This window comes from Sphingomonas sp. PvP056 (genome assembly GCF_040549155.1).
In the GTDB taxonomy this organism is placed as follows: domain Bacteria; phylum Pseudomonadota; class Alphaproteobacteria; order Sphingomonadales; family Sphingomonadaceae; genus Sphingomonas.
Genome location: NZ_JBEPST010000003.1, coordinates 263826 through 280075 on the forward strand (window position 1 = coordinate 263826; position 16250 = coordinate 280075).

Below are 16250 nucleotides of genomic sequence, written 5' to 3' on the forward strand. Positions count from 1 at the left end.
TTCTTCCCCTTCCGCGCTGACGCCGGCAACCTCTCGAACCTTTAAAAACTACGCCGCAAGCACGTGATCGCGATACTCCGCCCGAAGCGCGGTCTTGAGCAGCTTGCCGGTGGCAGTATGCGGCAAGGACTCGACGAACAGGATTTCGTCGGGAAGCCACCACTTCGCGACATGCTCCGCCAGATGCGCCGCGATCTGTTCCGCGGTCACGCTGCTGGACGCCTTCCGCACCACGAGCAGCAAGGGCCGCTCGTCCCATTTCGGATGATACACGCCGATCGCCGCGGCTTCGGCGACGCCCGGACACCCGATCGCTGCATTCTCCAGTTCGACCGAGGAAATCCATTCGCCGCCCGACTTTATCACGTCCTTTGCACGATCCGTGATCTGCATCGTGCCATCGGTGTGCAACATCGCGACATCGCCGGTATCGAACCACTGGTCGGCATCGACCGCGTCCGCATCCGCCTTGAAATAGCGCTTCACCACCCAAGGTCCGCGCACCTGCAAGCGCCCCGAACTGACGCCGTCACGCGGCAGCACGACATCCGCGTCATCAACCACCCGCAGCTCGATGCCGAACGGAATCTGCCCCTGCTTGCACGCATGGTCGAGCTGCGCGTCGCGGGTCATCGTGTCCCAGTGCGGCGGGTAGCAGCCCGCGGTGCCGATCGGCGACGTTTCGGTCATGCCCCACAAATGCTTGACCGTCGCGCCCATCCCCATGATGCGGTCGATCATCGCGCGCGGTGCTGCCGATCCGCCGATCGTCACCTGGCGGAGATGCTGCGGCGCTTCGCCGGTCGCGTCGATATGCTGGAACAGCGCGAGCCAGACGGTCGGAACGCCCGCTGAATGCGTGACCCGCTCCTCGTTCATCAGCCTACACAGCACTGCGGGATCGTTGACCGCCGAGTAGACAATCTTCGCCCCCGCCAGCGCGGTCGCGAACGGCAGGCCCCAAGAGGCGGCGTGGAACATCGGCACCACCGGCAGCACCACCGAGGTCGATGACAGGTCGAACACCCAGGGTGCGACTTCGGCCATTGCGTGGATCACGGTCGACCGATGCTCGTACAGCACGCCCTTCGGGTTTCCGGTCGTTCCGCTGGTATAGCACAGCATGCAGGGGTCGCGTTCGGGCCCCTCGACCCATTGGTATGCGCCGTCCTCGTCTGCTAAAAGGGTGTCGAATGCGCCGTCATCCATGCACACATAGTGTTCGATCGAGGCCCATTGCGCCTTTAAACGGTCGACAATCGGCTGGAATTGCCGGTCGTAGAACAGCACGCGGTCTTCGGCATGGTTGGCGATGAAGACGAGTTGCTCGTCGAACAACCGGGGGTTGATGGTGTGCACCACGCCACCCATGCCAATCACGCCGTACCACGCGACCAGATGGTGCGCATGGTTCATCGCCAGCGTCGCAACCCGATCCCCAAGCTTTATCGCAAGCCTTTCAAGCGCTTGCGCCAGTTTACGCGCATCGCGTGCGATACTTGACCAGTCGGTCCGCGTCTCGCTGCCGTCCGCCCAATAGGACACGATCTCGCGTGCGCCATGCTCGCGCGCGGCGTGATCGAGCAGCCGCGGCACGCGCAATTCGAAATCCTGCATTCCGCCAAGCATCGTCTCTCCCCATGCTTACGATGGGGCGACCGTCACCCCACCAGAGCCAGCCGCGCTTCGGCGGTCTTGAGCTCCACGTTGCCGACATCCTGCAAGGCTTCGATCCGCTCGGCAAGCTCGCCGTCGAGCAAAAAGTCGCGGCCGAGCAGGACGCGCGCGTGCCCGCCATCCGCAACCGGCACCGTCGCCCAGATTTCGCCGCGCGCACCGCGCACGTGCTGGAGCAGGTCCGCGAGCGCCGCCATGCCGGCGGGACTCGCCACGCTCAGTTCGAGCGCGAAGCGCGCGCTGTTGGCGAGTTGCTCGAACGGCTGGATCCGCTTGATCGAGACGCGCGGGGTTTCCTCGCCCGGACGGCGGTCGAGTTCAACCGTCAGCAGCCCGCAGCCGTTGTTGCGCGCGGCTTCCTCCAGGTCTGCCGCGACACCGTCGTCGAAGCAGGTGGCGATGAACTGGCCCGAGGGATCTGAACAGGTTGCCATCAGATACCGCTTGCCCCGCGCCGAGGTGCGCCAGCGCGCGTCCTCGACTAAAGCGGCCATCGTTGCACCTGCGCGCGTCCCGTCGTCGGGGATAGATAGCTCACCCAGCGCAGCGAAGCTGCGGGCGCCGTGCATCTTGGCGAGGTGGCCGTGGCGGTCGACGGGGTGGGCGGAGAGGTAGAAGCCGAATGCATCCTTCTCCTGGTCCATCCGCTGCGCGACCGACCAGTGCGCCGAGCGGGGGAGCTTGATCGGGGGTTCGGCGGCGTCGGCGGTGCCGAACAGGCCGCCCTGCCCGCTGACCTTCTGGTCGTGGATCCGCGCGGCCGTCGCTAAAATCGTTTCCGCACAAGCATGTAGCCCGGCGCGGTTCTCGTCCAGGCAGTCGAACGCGCCCGCCGAGGCGAGCGTCTCGACCTGGCGCTTGTTCATCAGGCGGGGGTCGACGCGGCGCGCGAGATCGTCGATCGAGGTGAACTTGCCGTTCGCCTCGCGCTCGGCCACGAGCTTCTCCATCGCGCCCTCCCCGACCGATTTCAGCGCGGCCAAAGCGTAGCGGACGCCGAGGCCGTCGCCGGTGTCTTCAACCGTGAACTCGGCCTCGCTGCGGTTGATGTCGGGCGGCAGCAACGCGACGTCGAGACGGCGCATATCGTCCACGAAAATGCTCAGTTTGTCCGTGAGCGTCATGTCGAAACACATTGATGCGGCGTAGAATTCGTGCGGATGATGCGCCTTCAGCCACGCCGTCTGGTACGACAGCAACGCATAGGCCGCGGCGTGCGACTTGTTGAAGCCGTAGCCCGCGAACTTGTCGATCAAGTCGAACAGTTCGTTGGCTTTTGCCTTGTCGATCCCGTTGATCGCCTTGCAGCCCTCGACGAAGCCGGCGCGCTGCGCGTCCATCTCGGCCTTGACCTTCTTGCCCATCGCGCGGCGCAAGAGATCCGCCTGCCCCAGCGAATAGCCCGCGAGGATCTGCGCGGCCTGCATAACCTGTTCCTGGTACACGAAAATCCCGTAGGTCTCCGACAGGATCCCCTCGAGCAGCGCGTGCGGATAGACGATCGGCTCCAACCCGTTCTTGCGCTTGCCGAACATCGGGATGTTGTCCATCGGGCCCGGGCGATACAGCGAGACGAGCGCGATGATGTCGCCGAAATTTGACGGCCGAACTGCAGACAAAGTGCGCCGCATTCCCTCCGATTCTAGCTGGAATACGCCAACTGTGTCACCCTTTTGCAGCAGTTTATAGACGCCTTCGTCATCCCATTCGAGCGCATCGAGATCGAGCACGACCCCGCGCTCGGCGAGCAGGTCGATCGCCTTCTTCAAAACCGACAACGTCTTCAGCCCGAGGAAGTCGAACTTCACCAGCCCCGCGCCCTCGACATATTTCATGTCGAACTGCGTGACCGGCATGTCCGAGCGCGGGTCGCGGTACAAAGGCACCAGCTCGGCGAGCGGACGATCGCCGATCACCACGCCCGCCGCGTGAGTCGAGCTGTGGCGCGGGAGCCCTTCGAGCTTCATCGCGAGATCGAGCAGATGGCGGACGTTGCCGTCCTGCTTATACTCGCTGTGGAGCTCGGACACGCCGTCGATCGCGCGGCGGAGCGTCCACGGGTCAGCGGGGAGATTGGGGACGAGCTTTGCCAGCCGGTCGATCTGGCCATAGCCCATCTGGAGCACGCGCCCGGTGTCCTTCAACACCGCGCGTGCCTTCAGTTTCCCGAAGGTGATGATCTGCGCGACCTGATCCCGGCCGTATTTCTGCTGGACGTAACGGATTACCTCGCCGCGACGGGTTTCGCAGAAATCGATATCGAAATCGGGCATCGACACGCGTTCCGGGTTGAGGAAGCGTTCGAACAGCAGCCCCAATTTCATCGGATCGAGATCGGTGATCGTCAGCGCCCAGGCGACGACCGAGCCCGCGCCCGAACCACGGCCCGGACCGACGGGGATGTCGTGATCCTTCGCCCATTTGATGAAGTCTGCGACGATCAGGAAGTAGCCGGGGAACCCCATCTGGATGATGACGTCGAGCTCGAATTCGAGGCGCTCGCGGTAGGGGGTGCGCCAGTCTGTATCTCCCCTCCCGCTTGCGGGAGGGGTCGGGGGAGGGCTTGAGCTTTCGGCGGGGGCTGCACCGGCGGCAAGCCCCTCCCCTAGCCCCTCCCGCAAGCGGGAGGGGGATAAGGCGGACAACGCCGCAATCCGGTCCAGCCGCCGTTCCAGTCCAGCACGCGCATCCACGCGCAGCTTCTCGGCCTCCGCCTCGCGGTCGCCCGCCAGGCTCGGCAGGATCGGCTTGCGCTTGGGCGCGGCCACGCCGCAGCGTTGCGCGACGATCATCGTGTTGGCGATCGCCTCGGGGAGATCGGCGAACAGCGCCTTCATTTCCTTGGCGGGCTTCATCCACGCATCGGGCGAGCTGCGCGGGCGGTCGTCGCTTGCGACATAGGTCGAGTTGGCGATGCACAGCATCGCGTCATGCGCCTCGCTGAAATCCTCTTCCGCGAAACAGCACGGGTTGGTCGCGACCAGCGGCAGGTTCCGGTCATAGGCGAGGTCGATCAGCGCGCTCTCGGCCTTGCCCTCGATCTCGCACGAGCGGCGGGTGAGCTCGATATACAGCCGGTCGGGGAACAGCGCCTGCAACCGGTCGGCATAAGCGAACGCGCGGTCCGGCTGGTCCTCCGCGAACAGCCGCGCGAGCCCGCCCTCGCGCCCCGCGGTGAGCGCGATCAGCCCGTCCGAACACGCCGCCAGCGCGTCGAAATCGACATGCGCGGCAAGTTCGAGCGGACGATCGAGATGCGCGCGCGAGACAAGCTTGCACAGATTGTCATAGCCCGTCTTGTCCTGCGCATAGAGCGCGATCCAGTCGATCACCGGGGTCGCGGTCTCGGGCATGTCGGGGCGGCACAGCCCGAGCATCGTCCCGATCACCGGCTGGACCCCCGCGGCCATCGCCGCGTCGGAAAAGGCCATCGCGGCGTAGAGCCCGTTGCGATCGGTCAGCGCGGCGGCGGGAAAACCGAGCTGCTGCGCGTGTTTGGCAATCGCCTTGGGCTCGATCGCGCCGTCGAGCATGGTGTAGGACGAGAAGATACGGAGGGGCACGAAGCCAGCATGAGACATGGGGGGCTTATGCGCCGTGGGGGCGATTCTGGAAAGCTGGGGTGTGGGGAATTTTGGGGGGATGCGGTAATAACCGTAAGCAAACGATATTCTGTTAAAATAAGAACCGTGGAAACTTATTCAAATATAGACATAACTGAACTTTTATTAAAACAACCTATCGCGCATGTCTCGGCATATTCCATCTAGCCCGGGAAATAACGAGCCGTATGTAATACCCATTAGTTCTAGCTCCCGCATTATTTGCGGCCTGCTGTCGGCGGGTAAATCGCATACTGTCAAATACTGATCATTATCATCCTTCTCTCGCCGTCGAATTAACTCCTCCACGTCAGCAACATTGGTCACCGTGGAAATCGCCTGTTGTGGAGTATGACGTGGATTTGAGGCACCCATACTTTCTATCACAACGAGCTGGTCCGGTGCACAATCGACAATCAAGTTATCTCGTCCGTAGCGCTTATTCCATGCCATTTGATCGAAGATAAAAATACGTGGTGCACTGCCATCGTTATCCGCGTCTTTGAAGGCAAAGTAAGCTGCAACAAATGGAGACATCGACCAATCCAACAGAGGTGTAGGATAGCCGTGATGCTGCATTATACTCCATATCGCAGAATTATGATGCATGTTCCCGATCTGGAGTGGGTATGTTAGTCGCTCAGCAACAGCACCAAAAAGTCGAGATACATCGTCCGATATCCATAAACCTATATCGCTTCTCCAACTCCGGTGAAAAGACGTCACTAGCTTACTTGGTTTTCATTGTCCGCGGAATATATAATTACGAGGCTTTTGGTTTACTGACCATTGTCGGAATTGTTCCCACGATCTTATATCTACCCGCGGAACTAGAATGGAACTAGACTTGGTATCGGACTTCTTCAGCGTAATCGACCCGCCACGTCCATCCTGAGATGACCAAACAATTTCTAGTTCATCGTTCACGACGGAGAACTTTGCATTAATTTGCTCAGGTAGAGATTGTCCGTATCTTTCGACAACAGATTTGTCGGTCTCCAAACGCTCTGAATAGGTCATGGCCCCGCCGCTGGGGTATAGATATATCGTTGTTAACTCGGCCCTGAAGGGAGCCTCTTTGGGCAATTGCAAATTAAACTGTAAGCCTGGAAGATCCGATCCCGGATAAAAGACGTAGGCACGACCCGTGCAGCCTTGCTCGCGATCTTCTAGATCAACTCTAACGGTAAATGCGAGGTCTTCGGAACTTCTGAAGCTCCATTGACCAGCCAAATCATTGACCATGGAAGCGCCCCTTATAGTAACCGAGCAATATCCGCCTCAATCGCCTCAGGCTTGGTCGTCGGCGCATAGCGCTCCACCACCTGCCCGCCCCGATCCACCAGGAACTTGGTGAAGTTCCACTTGATCCCCCCGGTGCCGAGGAACCCCGGCGCCTGTTTCTTGAGCGCGGTGAACAGCGGGTCGGCATTCGCGCCGTTGACGTCGACCTTGGCGAACATCGGGAAGGTGACGTCGTAGGTCAGCGAGCAGAAATTGCGGATCTCCTCGGCGTCGCCGGGTTCCTGTGCGCCGAACTGGTTGCACGGGAAGCCGAGCACCGCGAAGCCCTTGTCGGCGAAGCGGCGCTGGAGCGCCTCCAGCCCGGCATATTGCGGGGTGAAGCCGCATTTGGACGCGGTGTTGACGATCAGCAGCACCTTGCCGGCATAGGCCGACAAATCGACCGGCTGGCCGTCCGCGCCCGTCACGATGTGGTCGGTGATCGCGTTCATGCCGTCTTCCCTTCGTTGCGCGCGAGCAGGAAGCGCAGGTTGCGCTCGACCCCCGCCCATTCGCTCGCGATGATCGAATAGACCACGAGATCGCGGATCCGGCCATCCATCAGTTGATGATTGCGCAACACCCCGTCGCGCTTCGCGCCGAGCCGCTCGATCGCCTTTTGCGAGGCCTTGTTGAACCAGTCGGTGCGGATCTGGACCGCGTTGCAGTCCATCACCTCGAACGCGTGTTTGAGCAGGAGCAGCTTCGCCTCGGTATTGACCCCGCTGCGCTGGACCGACTTTGCGTAGAAGGTGCCGCCGATCTCGAGCCGACGGTGCGCGGCGTTCATCCGCATGTAGCGGGTGAGGCCGACGATGCGGGGGGCTTGCCCACCCTCCGTTCGGGCTGACGGGAGTCGAAGTCCCTGCGCTGTGCCTGGCCCTTCGACTTCGCTCAGGGCGAACGGCGGGGGTGTGGGCTCGGGCACGCACACCGTGAACGGCATCGCACGACCATAGTCGCGTTCCCTGAACAGCGCCGCCATGAACGCGTCCGGGTCGGTCAGCGTCGAGACGTTGGTGAAGAACAGCTCGCTGATCTTCCCGTCCGCCGCCGCCGCGACGATGCCGTCGCGGTCCTCGAGGACCGTCGGGCGGAGGATGACATGCTGGCCGACCAGCGTCGGCGGGTCGGTCCAGGCTGTCATGCAAGCCGTCCTTCGTGGAGCCGGACGATGCGGTCCATCTTGGCCGCGATCCGTTCGTTGTGGGTGGCGACCAGCGCCGCCGAGCCTTCGCCGCGCACCAGCCGCAGGAACTCCGCCAGCACGATGTCGGCGGTGCCCTCGTCGAGGTTGCCGGTCGGTTCGTCCGCGAGCACCAAGGCGGGCCGGTTGGCGAGTGCGCGCGCGACCGCGACGCGCTGCTGCTCGCCGCCCGAAAGCTGGTTGGGGCGGTGCGTCAGGCGATGCCCGAGCCCGAGCGCGGTGAGCAGCGCCGCGGCGCGCGCGTCCGCCTCGGCGCGCGGGCGGTCCTGGATCATCTGGGGGAGGACGACATTCTCGGTCGCGTTGAAATCGGGGAGGAGATGGTGGAACTGATAGACGAAGCCCAATTGGTCGCGCCGCACCCGAGTCCGCCCGTCGGCGTTGAGCCGCGCGGCTTCCTCGCCCGCGATCCGGATCGACCCGCCGAACCCGCCCTCGAGCAGCCCGACCGCCTGGAGCATCGTCGACTTGCCCGACCCCGAGGGGCCGAGCAGCGCGACGATCTCGCCCGCGCCGACGGTGAGGTCGACGCTGCGGAGCACTTCGATCGTCTCGCCGCCTTGCGCGAAGCTGCGCGACAGGCCGGTGACGACCAATACCGGTTCATTCATAGCGCAGGACCTGGACTGGATCGGTGCTCGCCGCCTTGAGCGCGGGGTAGAGCGTTGCGAGGAAGCTGAACACGAGCGCCATGAGCGCGATGGCGGTGACCTCGACCGGATCGGTCTTGGACGGAAGTTCGCTCAGGAAGCGGACTGAGGGGTCCCACAGATTCTGCCCGGTCGCCCATTGCACCGCGTTGACGACATCCTGACGGAACCACAGGAAGATGAAGCCGAGGATCAGCCCCGCGATGACGCCCAATCCGCCGATCGTCGTGCCGACGACCATGAAGATGCGGATCATCGCCCCCCTGCTCGCCCCCATCGTCCGCAGGATCGCGATGTCGCGCGTCTTGGCGCGGACCAGCATGATCAGCGAGGACAGGATGTTGAAGACGGCGACGAGGATGATGATCGACAGCACCGTGAACATCGCGACCCGCTCGACGCCCAATGCCTCGAACAGCTGCGCGTTCATCTGACGCCAGTCCTGCACGACGCCGCTGCGCCCGATCTTGTCGACCAGGGGCGCGAGGATCGGGCCGATGTTGTCGGGGTTGTTGGTCTGGAGCTCGACGATGTTGACCGAGTCCCCGAACATCAAGAGCGTCTGTGCGTCCTCGAGCGGCATGATGACATAGGCCTTGTCGAAGTCGTACACGCCGATCGTGAACACCGCGCCGACGGTGTAGTTGACGATCCGGGGGACGGTGCCGAACGGGGTCGACTGGCCTTGCGGGCTGATCAGCGAAATCTGGCTGCCGACCACCGCGCCGAGCGAGTCCGCGAGCCCCGACCCGATCGCGATCGTGCCGCTCCCGGGCTTCAGACTGTTGAGCGACCCCATCACGACCTTGCTGCCGATCGTCTTGTTCGTGCGAATGTCCGCCCCGCGCATGCCGCGGAGCAATATGCCTTCGACCCGGCCGTTATAGGTGGTCATCAACGGCTGCTCGATCAGCGGGGTCGCGCTGGTGACGCCCGGGGTCGTCTCGGCGAGCCCGACGACGCGGCGCCAGTCGGGCATCTGGCCGCCATAGCCCTGCACGACCGCATGGCCGTTCAATCCGACGATCTTGTCGAACAACTCGGCGCGGAAGCCGTTCATCACGCTCATCACGATCACCAGCGCGGCGACGCCGAGCATCACCGCGACCAGGCTGATGCCCGCAACGAGGAAGATGAACGCCTCGCCCTTGCCCGGGAGCAAATAGCGCCGGGCGATCATGCGTTCGTATCGGGAAAGGATCATAGTGTTCGGTCTGCCCGCCCCCGGGGGTGCTGAAGTGGCTTGCTCTAGGCGGCACGTGCGGGGCTGGCAACTGTTGCTACGTGTTGCGCAATCGCCACAGCGTAGCCGCAATCGGTTCGCCGCGGCCACATTCCCGGTGACAAGCCCCCGTAACAAACCTAACGCTTTTGTCACTGACACACAGGCAACGGCCGTGGTTCGGGGATGCTTTCAGCGCCGCCTCAAAGGGCTGGCTGCGAAGGCGAATTGGGGGCTGACGAGCGATCGTCACGCAGGCGCCCGGGTCGGCAACGGCCCGGGCGTTTGCATGTCCGGGCGAAAGCGCGCCCGCGCGCCGGTCCACGCAGTGGATCGCCCGGACCGGACGGCGGGCGCACAGCGACCCGTCCGACGGCGGCTTTGCCGACCGGCGTTTCTTCCTGCTTCTTCGGGTTCGCGCTCTCGCGGGGGGTGTCTCTGCTGTACTTCCCCACCCCAACCCCTCCCCTGAAGGGGAGGGGCTAGAGAAGAGCGTTCCCCTAGAAAGCCCCTCCCCTTCAGGGGAGGGGTTGGGGTGGGCTGAGCCTCGCAGAGACCCCCGCCCCCGAACTTCAGAACGACTTGCTGAGCGTCACCCCATAAGTCCGCGGGTCGCCCGGTTGCCCGACGACCAGTCCGGTGCTCCCCGATTGCGTCGCCAGCACTTCGTAATAGTTCTGGTCGAACGCGTTGCGGACCCAGCCGAACAGGTTGAAATCGTCGCGCGCCTTGAACCCCAGACGGAAGTTGCTCAGCGCATAGCCGTTGATGTCGGTGTACGCCGAGCGCGACGGGTTGGACGAGAATTTCGAGCGATAGCTGCCGTCATAACCGACATAGACCTGCCCCGCGACGCGGCCGATCTGCACCGGAACGTCATATTCCGCGCCGTACGAGAAAGCCCATTTCGACACGCCCGGAAGCCATTGCCCCGAGACGTTGCAGCTCGCCGGGCTCAGACCGGATACGCCGGGGGCAGCCGGGGTCTGCCCCGCCGCCACGGTCGTCCCGCCCGACAGCTCGGGCGGGCACGGCGCATCGACGAACCGGACGTAGCGCGCATCGGTGAACGCGCCATTGGCATAGACGTTGAGCCGCGACGTCGGGCGGAACGCCGAGTCCACCTCGATCCCGCGCGTCCGCACCTTGCCCGCATTCGCCAGATACCCACGCAGCACGCCGAGCTGACCATTGGTGACGGTCGCCTGGTAATCCTCGATCTCGGTCCAGAAGCCCGCGATGTTGACGGTCGCGCGACGATCGAGGAACTGCGTCTTCAGCCCCAGTTCGAAGTGATTGACCTTCTCGGGCTTGACCGTCGCCGCCGACAGGATCGGATTGTTCGCACCATCGAGCGGCAGGCCCGACAGATTGATCCCGCCCGATTTATAGCTGCGCGCATATGTCGCATAGGCGTGGATGTCGCGGGTCACCGTATAAGCGGCGGTGATGTCCCCCGACACGTTCCACTTGTCGAACCGCGGCGTATAGGTCTGTGGTGCCAGCACGCCGCGCTGGTCGGCGTTGAGCGTCGTGCTGCCCGTTCCCGTCGTGACGACAGAGACATACGACCCGTTCTTCTTGTCGTAATTCACCCGCAGCCCCGGCGCGATCGAAAAGGCATCGCTCACGTGCCATGTCGCCTTGCCGAACGCCGCGACGCTGGTGTTGGTGAAGCCGATCGTGTTGCGCGCGGTCAGACCGTTCAGGATCGCAGGGTTGCACGCGTTCGTCGTCGGCGTCGCGCACCCGCTGGCCCCGGGTCGCACACTGGCACCGGGATTGAGCAGGAACCGGCTCGCGGCCGACCCCTGGATCTGAAGCCCTTGGGTATCAATCGTCTGGTAGAAGTAGAATGCCCCGAGCACATAGTCGATCTTGCGATTGCCGTTCGAGGCAATCCGCAGTTCCTGGCTATATTGTTCCTGTTGCGACGGATTGTTCGACGCACTGGTGACGGGCAGACCGATGAAGTCGCGATCGTTCGACGGATCCCAGTCCCAGAACCGCCAGGCCGAGACCGAGGTCAGCGTCGCCGCGCCAAGATCCAGGTTGGCAACCAGCGATGCCCCGCCAAGCGACTGTTTGGCACGGAGCGGTGTATCCACGTCGGTCACGCGATCGAACGCATTGGTCGATGGCACCGCATAGCCCTGCGCTGCCGCCAGCGCCGCATATTGCCGGTTGAGCGGCCGCTGGGTCGCGCCGGTGCGGACATAATATTGGACGCAGCACTGCGGGTTCTGGCGTGCGTAATCGCCGTACAGCGTCAGATCGAGCGTATCGGTCGGCTTCCACAGCAATTGGCCACGGAAGCCGGTGTTGTCCTGGCTGTTCAGATATTTATCGTTGCGCACATTGTAGATCGTACCCCGCCGCGACGTGATCGAGGTCGACAGCCGGATCGCAAGCTTGTCATCGATCAGCGGACCGGACACCGACGCCTTGCCCTGAAAGAAGTCGTAATTGCCCCCCGACACCTCAACGCGCGCTTCGGGCGAGAAACTCGGCTTGCGCGTCGTGATGTTGATCGCGCCGGCGGTCGTGTTCTTGCCGTACAGCGTCCCCTGCGGCCCGCGCAGCACCTCGATCCGCTCGGTGTCGGTGAAGTCGAACGTCGCCGAGGCGATCCGGCTGTAATAGACTTGATCGACGTAGATGCCGACGCCCTGTTCGATCCCGTCGTTGGTCAGCCCAAACGGTGCGCCGAGCCCGCGGATGTTCGCCGCCGAATTGCGCGGGTTGGTCGAATAGAATTGCAAGCTGGGCTGTAGCTGCGTCAGTCGATTGACGTTGTACGTGCCCGTTTCAGCCAGCGCGGTGCCACCAATGACCGACATGGCGATCGGAACCGATTGGATCGTCTCGGACCGCCGCCGCGCGGTCACGACGATATCCCCGCCGCCTTGCTGTGCCGTGCCGAGACGCCCTTCGGACTGGTCCGTCGCCGCGGGTGCGACCGGTTCGCTCGGGGGAAGCTGGGCGGCAGTCGCGGCTTGCACGAGCAGGACGAGCGGAAGGTGCGCAAACATAATGATCCCCTTTTCGGGTTTTCCCGAGACGGGGCATAATGCCTATCATTCGAGGGGACTTTCACGCCGTATTGTTCTTTGGACGGCGAAAGGCTGGCTTTAGCCGGTTTGAAAATCGCTCGACGCCCCTCTTGAACCGGTTTTGCGCAAACCCAAATCTACGGCGTGCGGTGCCGTAATGGGCCGCACCGGGCCAGGTCGCACAGCAGTGGACCGGGCTTGCATACCAACGATGTACCTCGCTTTTGAAGGAGACCATCATGCGTCAGTTCGATCTAACCCCATACCGCCGCTCGACCGTCGGCTTCGACCGTCTGTTCGACATGCTCGAGGCCAACTCGCGGCAATCGAGCGCGGATAATTATCCGCCGTTCAACCTTGAGCGGCTCGATACCGACCGGTACCGCATCACGATCGCCGTCGCCGGCTTCGGGCGCGATGACATCGAGATCACCGCGCAGCAGAACCTGTTGCAAGTTCGCGGACGCAAGGACGACAAGGACAGTGCATCCGCGTCGTTCCTCCATCTTGGCATCGCCAACCGCAGCTTCGAGCGTCGCTTCGAACTCGCCGATTTCGTGCGGGTCGAGGACGCGCGGCTGAATGACGGCCTGCTCGTGATCGACCTGGTCCGCGAAGTCCCCGAGGCGATGAAGCCCAAGACGATCGCGATCAAGACCGGCGCGCCGCTGGTTGCGGTCGAGCAAACGGATGACGCCCAGGCGGCCTAATCCGTGTCGGCACCCGGGCGACCGCCCGGGTGCCGTTGCGATCACTTCGCTACGATGCCGTAGCGCGCATAGTGACGGTCAATCCCGGGCTCGGTCTTCCGGGCGGTCCTGAGTTCCGTTGCCGCTTCCGCCGTTCGGTCGAGCCGTTGCAGCACGATCCCGCGCATGAAGCGGCTCGCGGACTGGTTGGGTGCCGCGGCCAGAACGGCATCAAGGTCCGCCAGCGCCTCGTCATACCGCCCGAGCCTGAACCAGACCATCGCCCGACTGTCCAGCGCCGCAGTCGTGTCCGTGCTGAGTTCGATCGACGCCGTGCAGTCCTTGAGCGCAGTGCCGATCATGACGTTCCGCGTGCCCTTGGTCCAGCATCGGGCGTTCATCAGATCGGGGGAGCCGGGCTTCTCCGTGATCAGCGCGTCGAATTGTTTGATCGCTTCGGCGGGGTCGCCATATTCGCCGACCAAACCCGCCTTTGCGGTCCGGAATGTCGACCGCAAATTGCCCCCCAGCGCGATGCGCTGATCCATCAGCGCGATCCCGCTCGCCAGATCGCCCTGCTCCGCCTTGTACGAAGCAATCGCCGAAATCGCCTGTTCGGACGACGGGTCGAGCGCACGCGCGGCTTCGGCATCACTCAGCGCGGCGGGGATGTCGCCGATCCCGTACCGGATGGCGGAGCGTTTGAGATACAGATCGACCGAGGGCGCGATCGCGATCGCTTTCGTCAGGTCGGCTACCGCCCCCGTGCGATTGGCGACACCGGCACGGAACGAGGCGCGACTGGTGTAGCCGGCAACCTCCTCCGGATCATCCGCGATCGCCTTGGCGAAGATCGTGTCGATCGCCGCGATCTGCGACGATCCCGCAGGATCCTTGCCGTCGAGGTCCCACCGTCGTGCGGTCGCCGCAGGCGCGACGAGCCGCGGCGCGCGGGATTTGGCGGTCGTCACGGCGTCGCGTTCTTGCGGAAGGCGGGGAACGGGGATCTCGGCCCCCGTGCTGTCGATCCGCTCGTCCATCGTCAGGACGGCACCGTCCAGCTTCATCGTGCGCGTCACGCCATAGCCGCCGACTTCCCCCTTCATCTCGGGGTCGCCCTCCAGCGTGAAGCCGCGTCCCTGGTCGGGCAGATGCAGGCGCAACCGGAACCGCATGCCGTACGGATCGGGGGTCATCACCGGGATCGTCCCCCAGCTCACCTTGCTGCGATCTGGATCGAAACTGATGCTGTCGAGCGCGCGTGCCAGACTGCGCTTGAGCCGTCGGTCCTCGGTGGTCCACGGCGTCGTGACGACGCCCCGCGCACGGAGCGTGACGTCGCCGAACACCGGATCCGGCGTGATCGACGTGTCGACGAACTGCCCCTCGCCGAGAAACCCGTTGAAATACTGCGCAACCGCTTCGCGTTGCTGTTTTGCGTCCAACTGGCTTTTCGCCAGCGTCATGGCCGTGGCCGCCGGACCGTGCACTACCGCCACGACCGTGACGACGCTGGGGAGATCGACGCTCGCGGATTCATCGACGTCGATGCTGAGATCGGTAACGGGCCGGGCGTTGGCGTGGGTCTCGATCGGCATCAGTGCCGCGCCCGCCGCCCGCACCGGCAAGACGTAGCGAAGCGCCGGCGTGTCGTGGATGTCGGCAAGTCGCGCCCCACTGCCGGTGCCGTCCAGCCACAGCGCCTGCCCGTCGATGGTCGCGCGAACCAGGACGTGGTTGAACGCGATCGCGCTGGGCAACCGTTCCGGCAACAGGTCGCCCAGGCCGACGTTGGCGAGGACCGGTTCCGCCTCGATCTTCATGGCGTGCAACAAGGTGAGAAGCAGCAAGGTCTTCGCCTTGCAATCACCGTAGCGGACAGTCCAGGTCCGTGCTGCCGCCTGCGGCACGTAATTGCCGCCGTCCATCCCGACCGCCAGATATCGGATCTTCTGCTGGACCAGCTCGAGCGCGAGCGCAGCGCGGCCGATACTGGTCTGATCCGCCCGCATGATCCGCGCGACCTCGACCGCAATCGGATCGGTCGGATCACCAAGGGCAGTCGTTGCGTATAACGGGGCCATGACCTGCGAGACGTCCGCCCAGTCCTTGAACGTGGCGAGTTCGAACAGCGGCGGATGGCGGTAGCGGACCGGCGAATCACCGGGCATGTCGGGCTGTTTCGGCAACGGCAGCGGGAGCGTCACTTCGCTATAGGCTCCGTTTCGGACCGGTGCCGGTACGGTCCCGGTGGCGAGCAGCTTCCACTTCGGCGGCGTTGCCGTTGGCCACGAAAACCGTACCTGCCCGAATGCAAGCCGCATCGGCGCAGCCAGGACCGGCATCAACGTCTGGACGCGTCCGCCGAGCGCCGCATCTGTCGCGGTCGTGGATCCGCGCAGCCGCAGCACATCGCCGACCTGCAGCCCCTCGACCGCGATCGTCGCACTGAGAATGCCGGTCAGTTCGCGCTGTTCGAGCCCCTGCTCGCGGCGCAACACCGTGAACTTCTGCCCCTTGGCGAGGAGATCGATCCGCGCGCCATCCCGCTGGATCGAGAGTTCGTGGACGATGAGATCCCCCTTGTCGGGCATCCACGGCAAGGTGATCGACGTCGCCTGCGCGAGCATCTCGGGTGTCGTGATCCGGGTCGCACTGTCGAAATAAGCCCACAACCGTCCGTTCTCGGCCCGCTGCTGCAGGTCGAGAATGAGCGTCGGCGGCGTGTCTGGGCCAAGCTTGCCGGGATCGGGCAGCGGCGCCACGGCCACCCAGGCGGGCGACGGCTGATACAGCGGCACGTCGTTCGCTTGGACAAGCGCCGGCGACGCCAAAGCTACGGCCACACCACTGGCCCAAAGTACTG

General features: G+C 63.9%; 11 protein-coding genes. 1 reads left to right on the plus strand and 10 read right to left on the minus strand.

Features of this window, described 5'->3' with window-relative positions; all coding sequences use genetic code 11:
• Window positions 1-48 precede the first annotated feature (48 nt).
• The 9 genes from ABIC17_RS08825 to ABIC17_RS08865 form a co-directional block, all read right to left on the minus strand.
• Window positions 49-1629 carry a long-chain fatty acid--CoA ligase gene (locus ABIC17_RS08825; RefSeq protein WP_354281036.1) on the minus strand — a complete coding sequence of 527 codons (1581 nt, stop codon included), beginning with the start codon at window positions 1627-1629 and terminating at the stop codon, window positions 49-51.
• A 32-nt stretch (window positions 1630-1661) separates the two neighbouring features.
• The gene (gene dnaE, locus ABIC17_RS08830) at window positions 1662-5258 is read right to left on the minus strand and encodes a DNA polymerase III subunit alpha (protein ID WP_354281038.1); all 3597 of its coding nucleotides are present in this window, start codon (window positions 5256-5258) and stop codon (window positions 1662-1664) included.
• 147 nt (window positions 5259-5405) lie between these two features.
• A complete protein-coding gene (locus ABIC17_RS08835) occupies window positions 5406-6005 on the minus strand; it encodes an FRG domain-containing protein (protein ID WP_354281039.1) in 600 nt (199 codons plus the stop codon).
• Between the two features lie 15 nt (window positions 6006-6020).
• Window positions 6021-6524: a hypothetical protein gene (locus ABIC17_RS08840; RefSeq protein WP_354281041.1), complete on the minus strand. Its 504-nt coding sequence runs from the start codon at window positions 6522-6524 to the stop codon at window positions 6021-6023.
• An 11-nt stretch (window positions 6525-6535) separates the two neighbouring features.
• Window positions 6536-7015, minus strand: a complete 480-nt coding sequence (locus ABIC17_RS08845; protein WP_354281043.1) for a glutathione peroxidase — start codon at window positions 7013-7015, stop codon at window positions 6536-6538.
• Window positions 7012-7710, minus strand: a complete 699-nt coding sequence (locus ABIC17_RS08850) for a GNAT family N-acetyltransferase (protein WP_354281044.1) — start codon at window positions 7708-7710, stop codon at window positions 7012-7014. Before ABIC17_RS08850 ends, ABIC17_RS08845 begins: the two co-directional genes overlap by 4 nt.
• Window positions 7707-8381: an ABC transporter ATP-binding protein gene (locus ABIC17_RS08855; protein WP_354281046.1), complete on the minus strand. Its 675-nt coding sequence runs from the start codon at window positions 8379-8381 to the stop codon at window positions 7707-7709. Before ABIC17_RS08855 ends, ABIC17_RS08850 begins: the two co-directional genes overlap by 4 nt.
• Window positions 8374-9624, minus strand: coding sequence for a lipoprotein-releasing ABC transporter permease subunit (locus tag ABIC17_RS08860; RefSeq protein WP_354281048.1), 1251 nt, complete (start codon window positions 9622-9624; stop codon window positions 8374-8376). Before ABIC17_RS08860 ends, ABIC17_RS08855 begins: the two co-directional genes overlap by 8 nt.
• A gap of 590 nt (window positions 9625-10214) precedes the next feature.
• Complete coding sequence (locus ABIC17_RS08865) at window positions 10215-12674, minus strand: TonB-dependent receptor (RefSeq protein WP_354281050.1); 2460 nt, start codon at window positions 12672-12674, stop codon at window positions 10215-10217.
• A 260-nt stretch (window positions 12675-12934) separates the two neighbouring features.
• Between ABIC17_RS08865 and ABIC17_RS08870 the strand changes: the two genes are divergently transcribed.
• Complete coding sequence (locus ABIC17_RS08870; protein ID WP_354281052.1) at window positions 12935-13405, plus strand: Hsp20 family protein; 471 nt, start codon at window positions 12935-12937, stop codon at window positions 13403-13405.
• A gap of 41 nt (window positions 13406-13446) precedes the next feature.
• On the opposite strand, the gene ABIC17_RS08875 is transcribed toward ABIC17_RS08870, so the two are convergent.
• Window positions 13447-16230 (minus strand): DUF3857 domain-containing protein, encoded by a 2784-nt coding sequence (locus tag ABIC17_RS08875; protein ID WP_354281054.1) that lies wholly within the window; start codon window positions 16228-16230, stop codon window positions 13447-13449.
• Window positions 16231-16250 lie beyond the last annotated feature (20 nt).

Bases quoted from the DNA above. Each gene is read 5' to 3' on its own strand.
- ABIC17_RS08840 (WP_354281041.1), bottom strand. From the start codon at position 6,524: ATGGTCAATGATTTGGCTGGTCAATGGAGCTTCAGAAGTTCCGAAGAC.
- dnaE (WP_354281038.1), bottom strand. From the start codon at position 5,258: ATGTCTCATGCTGGCTTCGTGCCCCTCCGTATCTTCTCGTCCTACACC.
- ABIC17_RS08845 (WP_354281043.1), bottom strand. From the start codon at position 7,015: ATGAACGCGATCACCGACCACATCGTGACGGGCGCGGACGGCCAGCCG.
- ABIC17_RS08825 (WP_354281036.1), bottom strand. From the start codon at position 1,629: ATGCTTGGCGGAATGCAGGATTTCGAATTGCGCGTGCCGCGGCTGCTC.
- ABIC17_RS08870 (WP_354281052.1), top strand. From the start codon at position 12,935: ATGCGTCAGTTCGATCTAACCCCATACCGCCGCTCGACCGTCGGCTTC.
- ABIC17_RS08855 (WP_354281046.1), bottom strand. From the start codon at position 8,381: ATGAATGAACCGGTATTGGTCGTCACCGGCCTGTCGCGCAGCTTCGCG.
- ABIC17_RS08850 (WP_354281044.1), bottom strand. From the start codon at position 7,710: ATGACAGCCTGGACCGACCCGCCGACGCTGGTCGGCCAGCATGTCATC.
- ABIC17_RS08860 (WP_354281048.1), bottom strand. From the start codon at position 9,624: ATGATCCTTTCCCGATACGAACGCATGATCGCCCGGCGCTATTTGCTC.
- ABIC17_RS08865 (WP_354281050.1), bottom strand. From the start codon at position 12,674: ATGTTTGCGCACCTTCCGCTCGTCCTGCTCGTGCAAGCCGCGACTGCC.